Source organism: Bradyrhizobium diazoefficiens USDA 110 (genome assembly GCF_000011365.1).
Classification (GTDB): Bacteria; Pseudomonadota; Alphaproteobacteria; order Rhizobiales; family Xanthobacteraceae; genus Bradyrhizobium; species Bradyrhizobium diazoefficiens.
Map to the genome: position 1 here is coordinate 8,994,661 of NC_004463.1, position 14,471 is coordinate 9,009,131.

Here is a 14,471-nt window from a genome sequence, read left to right on the forward strand (position 1 = left end):
CATCAAATATCCTGCCACCGCCTACGGATCTTATCTTGCGCAGATCTCCGCAGTGCGGTCGAAGATCGCCGTTGCGTTGACCGATATCCTGCCGTTTCTCTCGGAGCAGGTTCCTCCGTCAGCTCGCCCCGCGGCTATCGAGATTACGAATCTGCCGGTCGATGCGAACATCGACCGCCCTCCGTCCAATGGCGCGAAGCTAAAGCATATCCCAAAGGCGTCGTACTTGTCTGAGAATCTACTCGTTCTCTTCGCCGGGCTGTTCGGCACTCCCTTCTCGATGTCGTTCGAAAGCGAGAGCCTAGTGAACAACGTCATTCCCTTGCCGTCCGCCAAGTCGGACTTTAGCGCCCTCAGCTCTTCGTCGGATCTGAGCTTCCACATCGAGAACGCGGCCTTGAGATTTCATGACAATGGCCGCGACTGTGCGCCAATGGCGCTGTTCTTCACTGGAGTTGTAAGGCGCGGCTGCCTTGCCCTTGCCGATGCACTCCACCTCCGGGGCGTGGAAAGAATAATGCTTCCAGCCACGCTGACGCTGCTGTTGCGAGCGGATCTGCGAAGCGCGGCTGAGCGGGAGGACGAAGGCGTTCTCGAGCACAGCTCGACCTTCGATCTTGCGGCCGATATCGCGGATGATCGTACGCCTCCGACGGGGATCTCGTCGTATGCGTACGGATGATCCGGCCCAGCCGGCTGTGCAGGATGCGCAACTGCCGCTGATGCCGCCTGAATTGCTTGGCATGGGCGTAGCGTCCCGCCATCATTGCCGCGGTCTTGGCGACGCGAAGATAGGACTGCCGCAGCTTGACCCCGTGCTTCCTCGCCATGCGGTTGAGCCCCTTGATGGCCGCGTGCAGCAGCTTAGCATCGGTCGGAAAGGTGATCGCCTTCGGCTGCACGGTGGTATCGACCGTGACACGCTTGAGGTCCTGGCTGCGTAACGCGCCGGCTTCGTGCGCCACCCGCAGGCTCTCGGCCAACAGCAGCTCCAGCTTGTCGCCGAGCCGCTTGCGCCAGTGGCTCAGGTCCGAGCGCTCGTGCGGAAATGAATGCTGGAAGAACTCTTCGCCGGTGAAGTACTGGAAATACGGGTCGTGGACCCAGCGCTCGCACACCCCTTCGTCGGACAGGCCGTAAATCTGCTTGAGCAGCAGCAGCCCAATCACGAAGCGGGTCGCGATGCCTGCCCTTACTCGCCACCTACCTCGGCCACGCCAACTATAGCGACACAGCCTACTACCTCACCGGCTCGTCGGATCCCCACCAAACGGGCCCACATCGAGGTGACGCATCATCTCACCAACGCCGAGGTGGAGGCTATCATCGCAGCCCCTGATCAGACGACGTCCCGCGGTCGGCGCGACCGGGCCTTTCTGCTCTTCTTGGCGAGAACCGGCGCTCGCGTGTCCGAAGCGACCGGCGTCAACGCGAACGACCTTCAGTTGGAGCGAGGACGCCCGCAGGTGCTGCTTCATGGCAAGGGACGCCGAGATCGCGTCGTTCCCATTCCTCAGGATTTGGTGCGATCGCTGACCAACCTATTGAGCGAACGCGGCCTCGCCCATCATGAACCGCGGCCAATCTTCGTCGGGGTCCACAACGAGCGCCTGACGCGTTTCGGCGCGACACACATCGTGCGGCGTGCCGCCTCCCAGGCCGGGTCCACGAGGCCAAGCTTGGAGGGCAAGCCGATATCGCCGCACATCTTCCGGCATTCCCTCGCCATGAAGCTTCTCCGGTCAGGCGTGGACCTCCTGACGATTCAGGCTTGGCTTGGCCATGCTCAGGTCGCCACGACCCACCGATACGCCGCTGCGGATGTCGAGATGATGCGCCGGGGACTTGAGAAGGCGGGCGTCTCAGGCGACGGAAGCGCTTCTGGCCCAGATCGCCGTCGCCAAATATGCCGATGGCCTGCCGCTCTACCGGCAGGAGGCTATCTACGCCCGCGACAAGGTCGAGCTCGACCGCCAGTTGATGGCGCAATGGATGGGCAAGCTCGGCTTCGAGCTCGAGATCATGGCCGACTACATCTTCAGCGAGGTCAAGAAGGCCGAACGGGTCTTTGCCGACGAAACCACTTTGCAGACGCTCGCTCCGGGCTCCGGATCGACAAAGACGGCCTATTTATGGGCCTATGCCAGGGATGATCGAACGTTTGGCCGCAACGGTCCCCCGATGGTGGCTTATCGCTTCGAAGACAGCCGCTCCGGTGAATGCGCGGTCCGCCATCTCAATGGTTATCGCGGAATCCTGCAGGTGGATGGCTACGCCGCCTATAACAAGCTCGCGCGATCCGATCGCGGCAATGATTGCATCACAGGCTGGCTGCTGGTCACACTGCAGACGCAAGTTCTACGAGCTGCATGTTGCAGGGAGCTCAGAAGTGGCAACGGCGACGGTCGAGCGGATGGCGAAGTTCTGGCAGGTCGAGAAAACGATGCGCGGTCAAAGCCCCGACACTCGCGTTGCCGCGCGCCAGCAAGCCTCCGCGGCGATCGTCGCAGATCTCTTCGATCTCTGGCAGCAGACCTTGCGTCGGATCTTCGGCAAATCAAAACTGGCTGAGGCGATCCGCTATGCCGTCTCGCGCCGTGCCATCTTCGAACGATTTCTGACCGATGGTCGCATCGAGCTCGGTAGAGTCGACGACTGACGCGGTGGCTACAGGTTCCGAGGAGTTGCCGTTGGCCGGCAGCTTTCGCTGAGTGCCGGTGGCTCATTTCGGACCATGGCTCCGTTTCCAGTCGCCGCTCGTCAAACCGGACGTGCGGATTTCCCGCATCCGGCTTTCTCTCAACCCATCAAGCCTTCGCTCTCGGCACGTCGGCACGCGCTCTTGGGAGGCGGTAGAGGCCAAGCGTTTCATGCAGGTATTCCTGCGAGTAACGGTTGAAGCCCCGGCCACGTGCCCCGGTGCGCTGGACCAACCAATGACGCAGACGACGGTCGACGTATTGCCGAATGAGGTTGTAAGTTTCCACCACTGGACCTTGGTCGAAGTAGCCGCACCAGCCGCGTAGGAAGCGGTTGATGACAGCGACTGTGTTCTCCGGTGAGTCCGGATACCACTGACGTGTCGTGCGGTCGTGGACCTGTCTGAGCAATCGTCGAACGGCTTTCTTGGAAGGTCTTGTGCCAAGAAAGGCTTGACCTCCCTTTCCATAGAAGCGTCCGATCGTATACCCGAGGAATGTTACGCTATCCTCTGGGACCCGAGCGAGTCGCGTCTTGGTATCGTTCACCTCCAACCCGAGCCTGTTCATTAGCGTCTGCATCCGCGCCATTGCCGTCTCGGACGAACCGGGGCGACAGCAGATCACGAAGTCATCCGCGTAATTCACGATATGCGCATCGAGTTGATCTTGGTGTCCGTGTTTGCGCCAAGCCAGCAGAAACCGACGAAAGTAGAGATTCGCCAACAACGGGCTCAAAGGTGAGCCTTGTGGAGTTCCTCTTTTCTTCGTCCGAGCCTCCGCCGTCCTTGTGATCCGCCGGCCGTCCTTCTCGATAACCGCGACTGTCAGCCAGCCTTTGATCATCGAAAGAAGCCGACCATCGGCGATCCTGCGTGTGAGGCATTTCATCAGTGGTGCATGCGGAATCGAGGTGAAGTAATCCCTCAGGTCCGCATCGACGATCTCTGATCGCCGATGATCTCTGATGTGCCAGAACACGCGGCGCACTGCCATCTTGGCGTCCACCTTCGGGCGGAAGCCATACTGGTTCTCCAGCAGGTCCGCTTCGAAGATGGCGCCGATCACCAGCATCGCCGCCGTCATGACCGTTCGGTCTTTTACGGTTGGAATGCTGAGCGGTCGGCGTCCGCCATTGCTCTTCGGTATCCATACCCTCAGAAGGGGCTGCGGTCGGTAGTCACCCGCCGTCAGCTCCTGTCTGACATTTTCCAGCCATCGTTCGCGTCCCTCGGTTTCGATCTGAGCAAATGTGATGCCATCCGCCCCCGGCGACCCCCGGTTTGCTCGGCAGCGCCTGTAGGCTTCCTCCAGCACATCCAGTCTGCAGATTTTGTCCCAAAGAGAGTAGAATCGATAATCTGGTTCAGCCTTAGCTTTCGCCTGCAGCGAGGTCTGAAGTTTCTGAACGGATATTCTCGGTGTTACTAGGTTCATCACCAATCGCCGTGTTCTCGACTACCGAAACCGGCAGCTTTACGTCTTGCCTGCCGAAATCGAAGTAGTCATACTCAACTTTGGCTGACCAGCCGGGCAGGAAGGCATACTCGATGCCCGCACCCAATGTGCCGCCAAATATGTTCTTGGTCGCTCGGCCATCGGCAGCACCGTTAGCAGCAAAGCCAGCCCCCAAGTTCGATGTAACGGCAAAGGACTGGTTGATGCCGATGCTGGAATCGGCCCAAGCTGCGCCGCCCTTGATGTAGACTAGGCCGCGGTCGCCCACCGTGACGCCGACCCGTCCGGTGATATCGGCAATCCATTTGGTGTCGTTCGTGCAGTTCAAGACCACAAAGCAGCCAGTGCGCCCCTTGATACCACTCCATAAAAAATCGCTTTCCACGCCGTAGACCATCACACCGGACTGGAAATTGTAACCGGCTTGTACGCCGCCGAGGAAGCCGTTCAGCTGCACCTGCGGCAATGGCACATTCAAATCGGCAGTGCCGCCGATGAGCTGGTTTACGGTCTGGTTGACGGGGGCGCCAATGAATGTATTGCCCACAGCGAGGTCGGTCTGGCTGGTACCCCAACCCGAGCCTACACTGCCGCCGATGTAACCTCCAGTCCAGCTGAAGAGAGGATAAACGGGAGCCGGCGCTTTGACGACAGGTGCCGCAGGCAAATCAGCAGCTAAACTTCCGCTCCCAAAAGCGATCGTCCCGAACGCAATGATGCTCGCGAGCGACAATTGCTTGTTGCACTTCATCCGAGAGTCCTCCTGCTGAGCACGGAAAAATATTGCGTAGCTTGTCCCCAAGTTGTGGTTAGCTCGATAGTTCGAGCTGGCAGGCAGATCACCTCTCCAATCTGGTAGGAGGCAGCATCTTGCTGCAACTGCGACAGCCGCTTCTTGCCGTGTCCATTCCAGAGAGGCGAGCAGGCTCTGCTTTCATGCTTGTACGACGGTGCTCAGCAATCCTTTCGCGAAGATCCGTGACACGGCCGAATAATGGGCTATTTTACAAAGCCACGTCGTGGTGATTCTCGCGGCCCTTGGCCGACGTATTGCGCGGTATATCGTTAATGGCTGGGCCTCGATTTGGCTGCGATTTCCACGTTCGCTCTTGATGCGACCCACCATCGGGAAGGGTAGGCTCGATGTCGACGACTCGTGCGTTTCATGTCGTTGTCGTCCGGGACGCGTAGAAGATGTATGTCCTTGCTCTGGTCACCCAAAAAGGCGGAAGCGGCAAGAGCACGCTGGCGGTCGGAATTGCAGTCGCAGCGTTGGGGAACGGGGAGCGCGTCGCAATTGTCGAGGCGGATCCACAAGGCACGATTTCAAAATGGAAAGAGCGGCGCCGCCATCCCGATCCCCGGGTCGTTCGGGTCGCTGATTCGGCCGAAATAGAACGGGCGCTCGTCAGCCTTGAAGCCGAGGGGATCTGGCTTACGGTTATCGATACCGCCGCCACGAACAATGCACTGGCCATGCGCGCCATCGCGAGGGCCGATCTTTGCCTGATCCCGGTGCGTCCGAGTCCCGCCGACATCGAAGCTGCGATACCGACGCTGATTGCTATTCGTAGGCTCAACCGCCGATTTGCTTTCGTCCTCGCTCAGACGCCACCGCGGGGCTGCCGCGTGAGTGAAGCCGCGACGTCGCTCAATTCGCTCGGGGTGCTCGCGCTTCCCTATGTCGGACAGCGCAATGACCATCAGGACGCGCTTGGGGCAGGATTAGGCGTGACGGAGTTTGCACAAGAGGGAAGAGCCTCGGAGGAAGTTCGTGAGCTGTGGCGCTGGATCTTGAAGAAGCTTGTCGAGGGGTCGTCAGATCATGAACCACACGCAAGAAACGAAAAAGCCGCGTACTAGGCAGACGCGCTGCGCGCGACGCTCGCTCGTGGAGCTTACCGCGGCGGCGAGCCGAGCCGTTGACGATGGCCTGTTTGTGCTGCCCCGCGGGATTGCTGCTTCCAATCTGCGATCGGAGCACTCAGGCCCGAATACGTCTGATCAAACAATTCTTGCAAGGCAAGCGACGGCTCCGAGTCCCGTTGCGGTGCTTGAATCTCGGAATGCGGCGGCGCCGCGCAAGGACGAACTCCTAGATTCCGACACTACCACCGAGATGATGGTGAAGGTTGCCGAAGACTCTCAAGACAGAGCTTCTGAAAACATCAAAGCCAGCCTGAATGCTGCCTTGGACCATGCAAACGGCCTCGTAGAGACGCGGGTGGGAGGCGAAGCGGCGTCGAAAACCGTCGTCGCTTCCGGACTTGAAAGCAATTTTTTGACCGTTCTCAAAGAAGCCGCAACGGGGTTTCGCGCGGATGCGGCCGAATTAATCATGCAGAAGGAACCAGCCGACAGCGCGGGACAGTCGCAACCGCGATATATGCGGCGGCTCACCGACGAGGCGGTCAGATTGCTCGACGATCTTCGGAGCGGCAAGCTGGAGAACCAGGCGAACTTCATCCTGAGCGAGTGCTTCAGGGAAGCCGCCAGCGCGTTCTCTATCATCAATCAGCAGCTCAAGCGCGACGGCTATCCCGCGAGCATTGATCCATCAATCTTCATTTGGCTTGCCAATATCACCGAACCGGAGACGCGTGACACCGGGACCAAGCGACTTGAGATCGTACCCAACCACCGAGGTCGTCCGAGCACGTACACGCGCCAGGTCGCTCAGTTCATCTGGCACCTTGTCGAGGGACAGGGCTGCGGGCGCCAGGCCGCATATCGGGCGGCGCTCACGAAGTTCTCCGTAACCGCGAGTTTCGTCGAGAACGCCTATGCGTTTTGGGAGCCGGTCTTCAAACGGGCGGGACCGCACGTGAGGATGCTGACCCGCATTTCAGATCCAGAAGTGTAAAGTGTCAATCGGCTTGCAAATTTGACCCTTCATCGGCGTCCAATTTTGACCCCTTTCCGCGGCGGGGTTTGCTGGTAGCGCTCGTCTCGTCGGAGCTGGCCGGGATAGCGGAGGCGAGACGAGCGCGGGTGGCGTGATCGTCGTCTCGGCTTTTGAACCGCCAGCTATCGTTGCCGGTCTCGACGATGTCGCAGTGATGGGTCAATCGGTCGAGCAACGCTGTGGTCATTTTGGCGTCGCCGAACACGCTGGGCCATTCGCCGAATGCGAGATTGGTGGTCACGATGACGGAGGCGCGCTCATAGAGCCGGCTGACGAGGTGGAAGAGAAGCTGGCCACCGGACTGGGCGAAGGGCAAATAGCCGAGTTCGTCCAGCACGATGAAGTCCATCCGGGTCAGATGCTCGGCAAGCCGTCCCTGCCGTCCATTGCGGGTCTCGGTCTCGAGGCGGTTGACGAGGTCGACCACGTTGAAGAAGCGGCCGCGGGCACCAGATCGGATGCAGCTTCTTGCGATGGCAATGGCCAGGTGGGTTTTGCCTGTGCCGGTGCCGCCGACCAGCACGACGTTGCGCTGTTGGGCGACGAAGCCGCCGCCAGCAAGATCATTGACGAGCGTCTGATTGATCGGCGTGCCGTCGAACTGGAAGTCGGCAATGTCCTTGGCAAGCGGCAGCTTGGCAATGGTGAGCTGGTATTTGATAGATCTGGCTTGCTTCTCGTTGATCTCGGCGGAGAGTAGATCGCCAACGATGCGCTGGGGTTCATGCTGACGTTTGACGGCAGTTGCCATGATCTCGTCGAAGGCAGCCTTCATGCCATAGAGCTTGAGCTCGCCCATGAGGTCGAAGATTTGAGTTCGTTCCATCAGTTGGTCCTCCGAAGGTTGTCGTAGCGGGCACAATCGGCGATTGGTGCATGACGGAGCGTCAGGGCGGCTGGCGTCATGATGTTGGCCGGCGGGGCTGGCTCACGTTGACGGGCCAGGATGTTGAGCACCACATCGGCGGAATGAACGCTGTGACTGAGCGCTTCGGCACAGGCCGCTTCCACCGCAGGCAGACCGTCAGTCAGCACCGCGTTGAGGATGTCGACCATCTGCCGATTGCCATCGTCGATGCTGGCAAGCTTGCGCCGGATCCGCTCGATCGCGGCCGGCAGCACCCAGTCCTTGAAGGGAGCGCCGTTGCGTAAGGCGCCGGGGTTGCGGGCGAGCACCGGCACATAATGCCAAGGGTCGTAGACGGTATCGCCGCGGCCAAAGGATCGCTGATGCTCGGCAACGATACGTCCATCCTGGCGGATCACGATGCGATCGGCATAGGCTTGAACCTCGACCGGTCGTCCGACTGCACTGGCTGCGACCGAGTACTTGTTGTTGTCGAAGCGCACCAGGCAGGTCTTCGAGACCGACGCCGTCACCGCATGGAAGCCGTCAAATCGCCCTGCATAGGGAACGAGCCTAGGGCGTTCGACTTCGAACACGTCCCAGATCGTCTGATCGACCAGTTCCGGATGGCGATGAGCCTTGGCGTAGGTGATGCATTTGTCGAGCAGCCAGGCGTTTAACTCGTCGAGGTTTTTGAACCGCAGACGCGGCGTGAAGAAGCGTTCCCTGACCAGCCCGACCTGGTTCTCAACCTGCCCCTTCTCCCAGCCAGACGCCGGCGTGCAGGCGACTGGATCGACCAGATAGTGGCTGCACATCTGCAAAAACCGGCGATTGTAAAGACGCCCTTTACCGACGAAGATCGTCTCCACGGCGGTCTTCATGTTGTCGTAGATGCCGCGGGTGCAGGTGCCCTTGAACAGCGCGAACGCTCGGTCGTGGGCGTCGAACACCATCTCCTGCGTCTCTCGCGGATACGCCCGGGCAAATAGCATACGGCTGTGGCAGAGCCGGACGTGAGCAACCTTCACGACCACGGTGGTTCCGCTCAACAGCACCACCTCATGGCTCCAGTCGAACTGGTAGGCTTCGCCTGGCGCAAAACTCAGCGGGACATAGGCCGCCGCGGTCGATTGCCCGCGTTCCTTGCTCCACCGCCTGGCGTAACGTCGCACCGCATCGTAGCCGCCGTCATAGCCGCGACCGCGCAGCTCTTCGAAGATCCGGATCAATGTCAGCTGCTCACGAGCCGATTTAGCCGCGTTCGCCGCAAGCAGCCCGTCAAGTTCGACTGCCCATCGTCCGAGCTTTGGCCGCGGCTGCACTTGCCGCTCATACTCGAAGGAGGTCTCTCCCGACCTCAGCACCTTCCGAACCGTGTTCCGTGACACCTTCAGGTCACGGGCGATCTCCTTGATCGTCTTGCCCTTGATGAAGTGCTCGCGCCGAATCCGCGCAATCGTCTCCACGACCAGCATCCTCCACCACCTGCTTTGTTACGAAGCAGGCAGCGCAACAGACCAACCTGTAGGGGGGCAATTTTGGACGCCGATCCCCCGGCTTAGGGGGTCAATATTGCAAGCCGAATGACACCATCGAAGGCAGCTGTGACTTTCTTGGCGTGAACGGCTGGAAACGAGGATGGCAGAATCGTATCATCGGTCATGGCGGGCGTGGTTTAAGGTGATGGGGTGGCTTCGCAACCGAATCCTACGCCGCATCAGCGCTTTACACCACGCTCGCCAGCCCTCAGGCGCACTCTTACGAATAAGACGGGCTAGCGCTCCATCTCGCCCATAAGAATTTCATCTGAGACGTATCGTGGATTGGAAATGACAGTCCGCATTTCCGCATTCTTGCCCTCGTCCGCAAACCGGAATCCCTTCTTGTAGAAAAATGCTGAAGCTCCTTCATCTTGAGAGAGAAGGGATAGCTTGGAAAGGCCCGCGGACTGCCTAGTATGATCGGCGACTTCAATCATAGCCGTCCCGACCCCTTTGTACCTCGACCGGCCGAGATTTTCTATGCTGAGAATTCGCAAACTGTTGCGCCCCGGCGCCACGGTCATCGCTCCCACCTTATTGCGTTCATTGGCATCAGTAAACAAAGAAACACTTTGGGCGTTGCCAATATTGCTACTTACTCTGTGTAGGCGGACTGACACACCTGTCCTCTTGTCAAAAGCGGAAGACGCTGGTCCAGCAGCTAAAGCGGCCGTAAAAGCAGCACCATCTGCGCCAGAAGTGCCGGCCAGCGCATCGCGCTGCTGGTCCACACTTTGCCCGTCGGAGGGCCAGTTGTTGTAATTGGTTCTCATCACAACGAGCTACTATTTGGACGAGCTGACAGAAAGCTGACAAAGCCGACGCATGAGCCGGTCCTTTACGAATAAGACGGGCTAGACTGCCGCTGGGGGTCACTCCGATGGGTGAAGCCAAGCGCAGACTTGAGGAAATGAAGGTGGCACCTTGTCGTTGTCGATCGGGGCGACAATCGGCTTCCTGCTGTTTTGATGGTGTTCGATGGCACAAGCCGGCTTCAGGGCTTGACCTTCGATCCGGCTCGCCCAGTACGACACTTGAACGCTGTTACATGCAGGAGCTGGGAAATTGCGAAGCGCCAATCTCCGGCGAGCATCTGATCAGCGAGGCTGTGATCGAAATACTTCGCGGGGACGGTAATTTCACGGCCTCTGGACTGCCTTGGCTCGAAGCAGGCGAAACAAAGGCGCTGGCTCCAAAGAATCTCACCGCGAACTGCCTTTGTAGACGACACAACAGCGCGCTGTCGCCGTTGGATGCCGCTGCCAAGATATTCTTTGCCGGCCTCAGGGACTGCTTGGAATCGAGCGAAGCCGTCTTGCCGTACTTGCTGTCCGGTCATGATGTCGAACGCTGGCTGCTGAAGACGCTCAAAGCTAACGAAACGGCCGCAGCCCATATCGGCGGCAAAGCGCCAGAAAAAGGTGCCGAGACCACTGGTCGGGAAGTGAGAATTGCTGTTCGATTGGTGGATCGTGGCGAGCGAGTTCCTCGACCCGGGCCCGCACCCGCTGCAGCGCGGCTTCCGCCGCATGGCGCTCACCAGCAGTTCCGGCCCCCACGAACAACGCCTCGATCTTCCGAAGCTTCTCGCGCAGCTGCGACTCGCTGTTCATTCTGATCCCGTTGCCCGCTCCGAACCGGGATCACCCCATCACCGCGCCCCGGCGGCGTCAATCATCCCGACCGCGCTATCCAGAGCATTCCGCGCAAGTCAAGCCCGGGAACCGGTGATCCTGTCGTGACGCTCACGTACAAGCTGCGTTTGATGTAGGGCAGAAGCGACTGCCTTGGTCGTGAACGCGTCCGACCGGAATTTTCGCAACGATTTCGACAAGAGCTGGTCGATCGACGTTGCAAACAGCGAGCTTGAGTGAGCGCGCGGCCTTTTTGGCCGCCGCCGCCTGGCGCTCCGGAAACCGGCCGGCCTTCGGCTTGCCGGTCGCGTCGATCCCGTAAACGATGATTGCCGAGGCGGAGAGTGTCTTTTGGTTCGTGAGATTGGGCTTGGCCATTTTGCCCTCCTGAAAAGCCGAAGGGGCCCGATTTGGGCCCCTTTCTGAAACGGCGTTGTCGCTGGTCCTGCGGGATGCTCCCGGCAATGGCGGTCTTGTCATTGGACGACTCCTTTGCTGAAGACGAGAAGAGCGTTCAAACAATCTCGTCGTAAGTATAATAAAGCGTATCATCCAAAAGCGCAATGATTGCAATAATTTAGCTGCAGAAAAATTGCGCTTAAATAGAAGATAATTACTGTAATTTCCGCGCTTTTTTGGCACAATTACTGTAAACAATACACGACGAAAGATCGCATGACTTGCGATCATCAATATTGTTGCCGTTGCAGACGTTCAAACCGTCAGCAGCGCAGTAACGCCAAAGAGCGTGCTGAACAAAGCGCGGAAAATCCGCCGGAAAATTACGATCAAACTGGCGCGCGTCGATCTGTGCCGAGACGCGCCGCAAGACCTCGGCGCAGCCGCCGTCTGCATAGCAACGGGGACCGTACGGATGAACCATGCCAAGTTGCTCCAAAATCCCGGTTCGGACCAGAAAGTTGTGAACCAGCCGATCCACGACGATCATGGCAATGCCAACTGCATACCAATCAGGACGGGCCTCGCGATCCGCCATCAAAACGGATGAAAGCGTCATCGTCAGAACCTTGTCCGAAACCCCAAAAACATGACGGGTCGGACCGACTAACCTGTCTTATTCGTAAGAGGCGCCCGAGAGGCTGGCGAGCGTGGTGTAAAGCGCTCATACGGCGTAGGATTCGGTTGTGAAGCCAACCCCATCACCTCCAACCGCGAACGCCACGCCCGCCATGACCGACGATACGATTCCGCCCTTCTCGTTTCCAGCCATTCACGCCAAGAAAGTCACAGCTGCCTTCGATGGTGGGCGCCTAACCTCGAACGGGGGCGTGATGCTTCTGGCGATGGCCGAGCGGCGTCTCGGCTTGGCCGACAATCTGGCCCGGGTGTTCCCGGATCGGCGCGATCCGACGCGGGTCGTGCACAGCCTTGTCGATATGAAGGAGGAGCTTGGACTTGATCACTTCGAAGGGCGATCATGGCAAGGTCTTCATCGCCACGCCCTTATGACAATGATTGCCTACGCCTTCCTGCAACATCGTCGCCTCGCATACGCGGGGCGGAAAAAAAAGAATCAACGGGCCTCCGCCTCAACCAACCATGCCCGCCGCACGCCATGCCATCGTCGATCTCATCCTTCGGCCGCCGCCTCAGCAATGCCCATATTGCCGAAAGCAAATCCTTGAAAAGCAGTGGCGCAAACGCATTCTGTTCGCGGTAGGGACACCCATCACTGGGCGCCCCCCGCGCAGATCCCGGCGAGCCCAATTAAGGCACCGGGCTCCTACCTCGGGTGTTTGACGGCGAAGCGCAGCTTCGGCCATGGATGAAGGATGCGAGCCTTGGGGAGCCAGTCATCGGTGATCTGCGTTATGCGATCCCAGGTCAGACAGGTCCGCTGACTGCGCCGCCGAAGCGTCCGCCTCCAGAGATCGGTCAGATAGAACCGAAACGCATTGAGCGCTCGGCCATTCGTCGGGACAGCAAAGTACGCAAAGTGGCCGGTCAAGACCTGCCTCAGCCATTTCCCTTGTGCAGGGATCGGCCAGTGCATTCGGCGCCTTAGCTCCTCCTTGATTTCGCGGAGTTTGGTTCGCAAGCGGTCGCTACGGGTCTTCCGTTGAAGCTGGAAGCGCCCTTGGCGTGATTTGCCGCAGATAAACGTGAACCCCATGAACGCAAAGGTTTCCGGCTTTCCGAGTCCGCGCTGCTTGCGTTGAGCCGCCGCATGGCGACCAAACTCAATCAGGCGGGTCTTGGCCGGATGGAGCGTCAGCTCGAACTCCTCCAGTCTCGCGCGCATCGCGTCAAGGAAACGACGTGCGTCATCCTCGCGCTCAAAGCCGACTACTACATCGTCCGCGTAACGCACGATGATCATGCCGCCGGAGACCTCGCGCTGTCGCCGGCGTTTGGCCCACAGGTCGAGAGCGTAGTGCAGGTAGATGTTGCCGAGAAGCGGTGAAATCACCGAACCTTGACCCGTTCCCCTGTCATCAGCGGCTACGACGCTGTCTTCGAGAACACCCCCGCCTTCAGCCATTTCTGAATGAGGCGGATGATGCGCTTGTCGCCGATCCTATGTTCCAAGAAGCGAACCAGCCAAGGTTGACTGACTGCGCCAAAGAAGTTTTGGATGTCGGCGTCAATGATCCAGTTCACGTTCCGCGTCTCGATCGCTGTGCAGAGCGCGTCCAACGCATCATGTGGTCCTCTGCCGGGCCGAAACCCGTAGGAAAAGCCACAGAAGTCTCCTTCGTAGATGGCGTTGAGCACGATGACGGTTGGCGCCCTGGACGATTTTGTCTTCGAGAGCCGCGATCGCTAACGGGCGCTGCTTGCCGTCTGCCTTTGGTATGTACGTCCGGCGAGACGGTTGCGGGCGATACGCTCCTCGTTGGACCCGTTTGTGCAGATCGGCGAGCCGGGGCTCGAGATCTTCCTCGTAGTCCTCCCACGTCATGCCATCCACTCCGGGAGCAGCCTTACGCCTGAGCGCAAAGAACGCCGCCCGCAGTGTATCGACATTGATGTGGTGAAAGAGCGCGGTGAACCGGTCCTTCTTCCTCAGCCTTGCGGCTGTCCGTACGCGGTCCAGCGACTGGGTCATGCGAGCCCGGCCCTGTGTCCGGTGCATGCGCTGCTGTTCCGCGTTTCCCTTGGTCCCCGGCCTTGGCTCCGCCCACTCCGCCGCCAGTAATCCGGCTTTGTTCGTTGGCTTCTCAGCTACTATGCCAGAGTCAGACTTCTCCGTGTCGTGCATCAGCGGCTACAGCTCCTCGCCTTCCCGCTGCGGACCATCTCCTCCGAGAAGGAAGATGGCCGACCCGGAGATATCCCGGTTCCCGTACAAGGAGCTTCCATACATGCCAGGGTCTACGACCACGCCGGGTTGGACGGGTGCTCGCGTTTGCGCACTCGCCC

10 protein-coding genes and 7 pseudogenes are annotated in these 14,471 nt (G+C 59.4%); 6 read left to right on the forward strand and 11 right to left on the reverse strand.

Annotation, left to right across the window (positions count from 1 at the left end; genetic code table 11):
• Nucleotides 1-30: 30 nt before the first annotated feature.
• Nucleotides 31-384, reverse strand: a complete 354-nt coding sequence (locus BJA_RS41570; RefSeq protein WP_014498603.1) for a hypothetical protein — start codon at nucleotides 382-384, stop codon at nucleotides 31-33.
• A gap of 73 nt (nucleotides 385-457) precedes the next feature.
• Nucleotides 458-1,193 (reverse strand): annotated as a pseudogene (locus BJA_RS41575) (transposase); the annotation flags it as partial.
• Nucleotides 1,194-1,286: 93 nt separating this feature from the next.
• Here BJA_RS41575 and BJA_RS43485 point away from each other — a divergent pair.
• A pseudogene (locus BJA_RS43485) lies at nucleotides 1,287-1,814 on the forward strand (tyrosine-type recombinase/integrase); the annotation flags it as partial.
• Between the two features lie 55 nt (nucleotides 1,815-1,869).
• A pseudogene (tnpC, locus tag BJA_RS41585) lies at nucleotides 1,870-2,641 on the forward strand (IS66 family transposase); the annotation flags it as partial.
• Nucleotides 2,642-2,807: 166 nt separating this feature from the next.
• Here tnpC and ltrA (BJA_RS41590) read toward each other — a convergent pair.
• Together ltrA (BJA_RS41590) and BJA_RS41595 are read right to left on the reverse strand one after the other, a co-directional pair.
• A complete protein-coding gene (gene ltrA / locus BJA_RS41590; RefSeq protein ID WP_014498615.1) occupies nucleotides 2,808-4,136 on the reverse strand; it encodes a group II intron reverse transcriptase/maturase in 1,329 nt (442 codons plus the stop codon).
• Nucleotides 4,072-4,908, reverse strand: coding sequence for an outer membrane protein (locus BJA_RS41595; RefSeq protein WP_011090915.1), 837 nt, complete (start codon nucleotides 4,906-4,908; stop codon nucleotides 4,072-4,074). Before BJA_RS41595 ends, ltrA (BJA_RS41590) begins: the two co-directional genes overlap by 65 nt.
• Before the next feature lie 443 nt (nucleotides 4,909-5,351).
• Between BJA_RS41595 and BJA_RS41600 the strand changes: the two genes are divergently transcribed.
• Both BJA_RS41600 and BJA_RS41605 read left to right on the forward strand, forming a co-directional pair.
• Nucleotides 5,352-6,020: an AAA family ATPase gene (locus BJA_RS41600; RefSeq protein WP_011090916.1), complete on the forward strand. Its 669-nt coding sequence runs from the start codon at nucleotides 5,352-5,354 to the stop codon at nucleotides 6,018-6,020.
• Entirely contained in the window at nucleotides 5,983-7,020 is a 1,038-nt protein-coding gene (locus BJA_RS41605; RefSeq protein ID WP_011090917.1) for a hypothetical protein, read from the forward strand. The genes BJA_RS41600 and BJA_RS41605 overlap by 38 nt, the downstream gene beginning before the upstream one ends.
• A gap of 4 nt (nucleotides 7,021-7,024) precedes the next feature.
• Here the strand turns inward: BJA_RS41605 and istB are convergent, their stop codons facing one another.
• The 6 genes and pseudogenes from istB to BJA_RS41635 form a co-directional block, all read right to left on the reverse strand.
• Nucleotides 7,025-7,888, reverse strand: coding sequence for an IS21-like element helper ATPase IstB (gene istB, locus BJA_RS41610; protein WP_011090918.1), 864 nt, complete (start codon nucleotides 7,886-7,888; stop codon nucleotides 7,025-7,027).
• Nucleotides 7,785-9,387: pseudogene (gene istA, locus BJA_RS41615) on the reverse strand (IS21 family transposase). Before istA ends, istB begins: the two are co-directional and overlap by 104 nt.
• 299 nt (nucleotides 9,388-9,686) lie before the next feature.
• Nucleotides 9,687-10,226, reverse strand: coding sequence for a GNAT family N-acetyltransferase (locus tag BJA_RS41620; protein WP_014498653.1), 540 nt, complete (start codon nucleotides 10,224-10,226; stop codon nucleotides 9,687-9,689).
• 600 nt (nucleotides 10,227-10,826) lie between these two features.
• Nucleotides 10,827-11,066 carry a hypothetical protein gene (locus tag BJA_RS41625; protein WP_018269532.1) on the reverse strand — a complete coding sequence of 80 codons (240 nt, stop codon included), beginning with the start codon at nucleotides 11,064-11,066 and terminating at the stop codon, nucleotides 10,827-10,829.
• 132 nt (nucleotides 11,067-11,198) lie between these two features.
• Nucleotides 11,199-11,465, reverse strand: a complete 267-nt coding sequence (locus BJA_RS41630; protein WP_014498652.1) for a hypothetical protein — start codon at nucleotides 11,463-11,465, stop codon at nucleotides 11,199-11,201.
• Nucleotides 11,466-11,700: 235 nt separating this feature from the next.
• A complete protein-coding gene (locus BJA_RS41635; protein WP_011090921.1) occupies nucleotides 11,701-12,105 on the reverse strand; it encodes a hypothetical protein in 405 nt (134 codons plus the stop codon).
• Nucleotides 12,106-12,277: 172 nt separating this feature from the next.
• Here BJA_RS41635 and BJA_RS42630 point away from each other — a divergent pair.
• Nucleotides 12,278-12,487 (forward strand): annotated as a pseudogene (locus tag BJA_RS42630) (transposase); the annotation flags it as partial.
• Nucleotides 12,485-12,733: pseudogene (locus tag BJA_RS42635) on the forward strand (IS701 family transposase); the annotation flags it as partial. The pseudogenes BJA_RS42630 and BJA_RS42635, both read left to right, overlap by 3 nt.
• A gap of 98 nt (nucleotides 12,734-12,831) precedes the next feature.
• Here BJA_RS42635 and ltrA (BJA_RS41645) read toward each other — a convergent pair.
• A pseudogene (ltrA, locus tag BJA_RS41645) lies at nucleotides 12,832-14,310 on the reverse strand (group II intron reverse transcriptase/maturase).
• Between the last annotated feature and the right edge of the window lie 161 nt (nucleotides 14,311-14,471).

Bases quoted from the DNA above. Each gene is read 5' to 3' on its own strand.
- BJA_RS41570 (WP_014498603.1), bottom strand. From the start codon at position 384: ATGTGGAAGCTCAGATCCGACGAAGAGCTGAGGGCGCTAAAGTCCGAC.
- ltrA (WP_014498615.1), bottom strand. From the start codon at position 4,136: ATGAACCTAGTAACACCGAGAATATCCGTTCAGAAACTTCAGACCTCG.
- BJA_RS41595 (WP_011090915.1), bottom strand. From the start codon at position 4,908: ATGAAGTGCAACAAGCAATTGTCGCTCGCGAGCATCATTGCGTTCGGG.
- BJA_RS41600 (WP_011090916.1), top strand. From the start codon at position 5,352: ATGTATGTCCTTGCTCTGGTCACCCAAAAAGGCGGAAGCGGCAAGAGC.
- BJA_RS41605 (WP_011090917.1), top strand. From the start codon at position 5,983: ATGAACCACACGCAAGAAACGAAAAAGCCGCGTACTAGGCAGACGCGC.
- istB (WP_011090918.1), bottom strand. From the start codon at position 7,888: ATGGAACGAACTCAAATCTTCGACCTCATGGGCGAGCTCAAGCTCTAT.
- BJA_RS41620 (WP_014498653.1), bottom strand. From the start codon at position 10,226: ATGAGAACCAATTACAACAACTGGCCCTCCGACGGGCAAAGTGTGGAC.
- BJA_RS41625 (WP_018269532.1), bottom strand. From the start codon at position 11,066: ATGAACAGCGAGTCGCAGCTGCGCGAGAAGCTTCGGAAGATCGAGGCG.
- BJA_RS41630 (WP_014498652.1), bottom strand. From the start codon at position 11,465: ATGGCCAAGCCCAATCTCACGAACCAAAAGACACTCTCCGCCTCGGCA.
- BJA_RS41635 (WP_011090921.1), bottom strand. From the start codon at position 12,105: ATGACGCTTTCATCCGTTTTGATGGCGGATCGCGAGGCCCGTCCTGAT.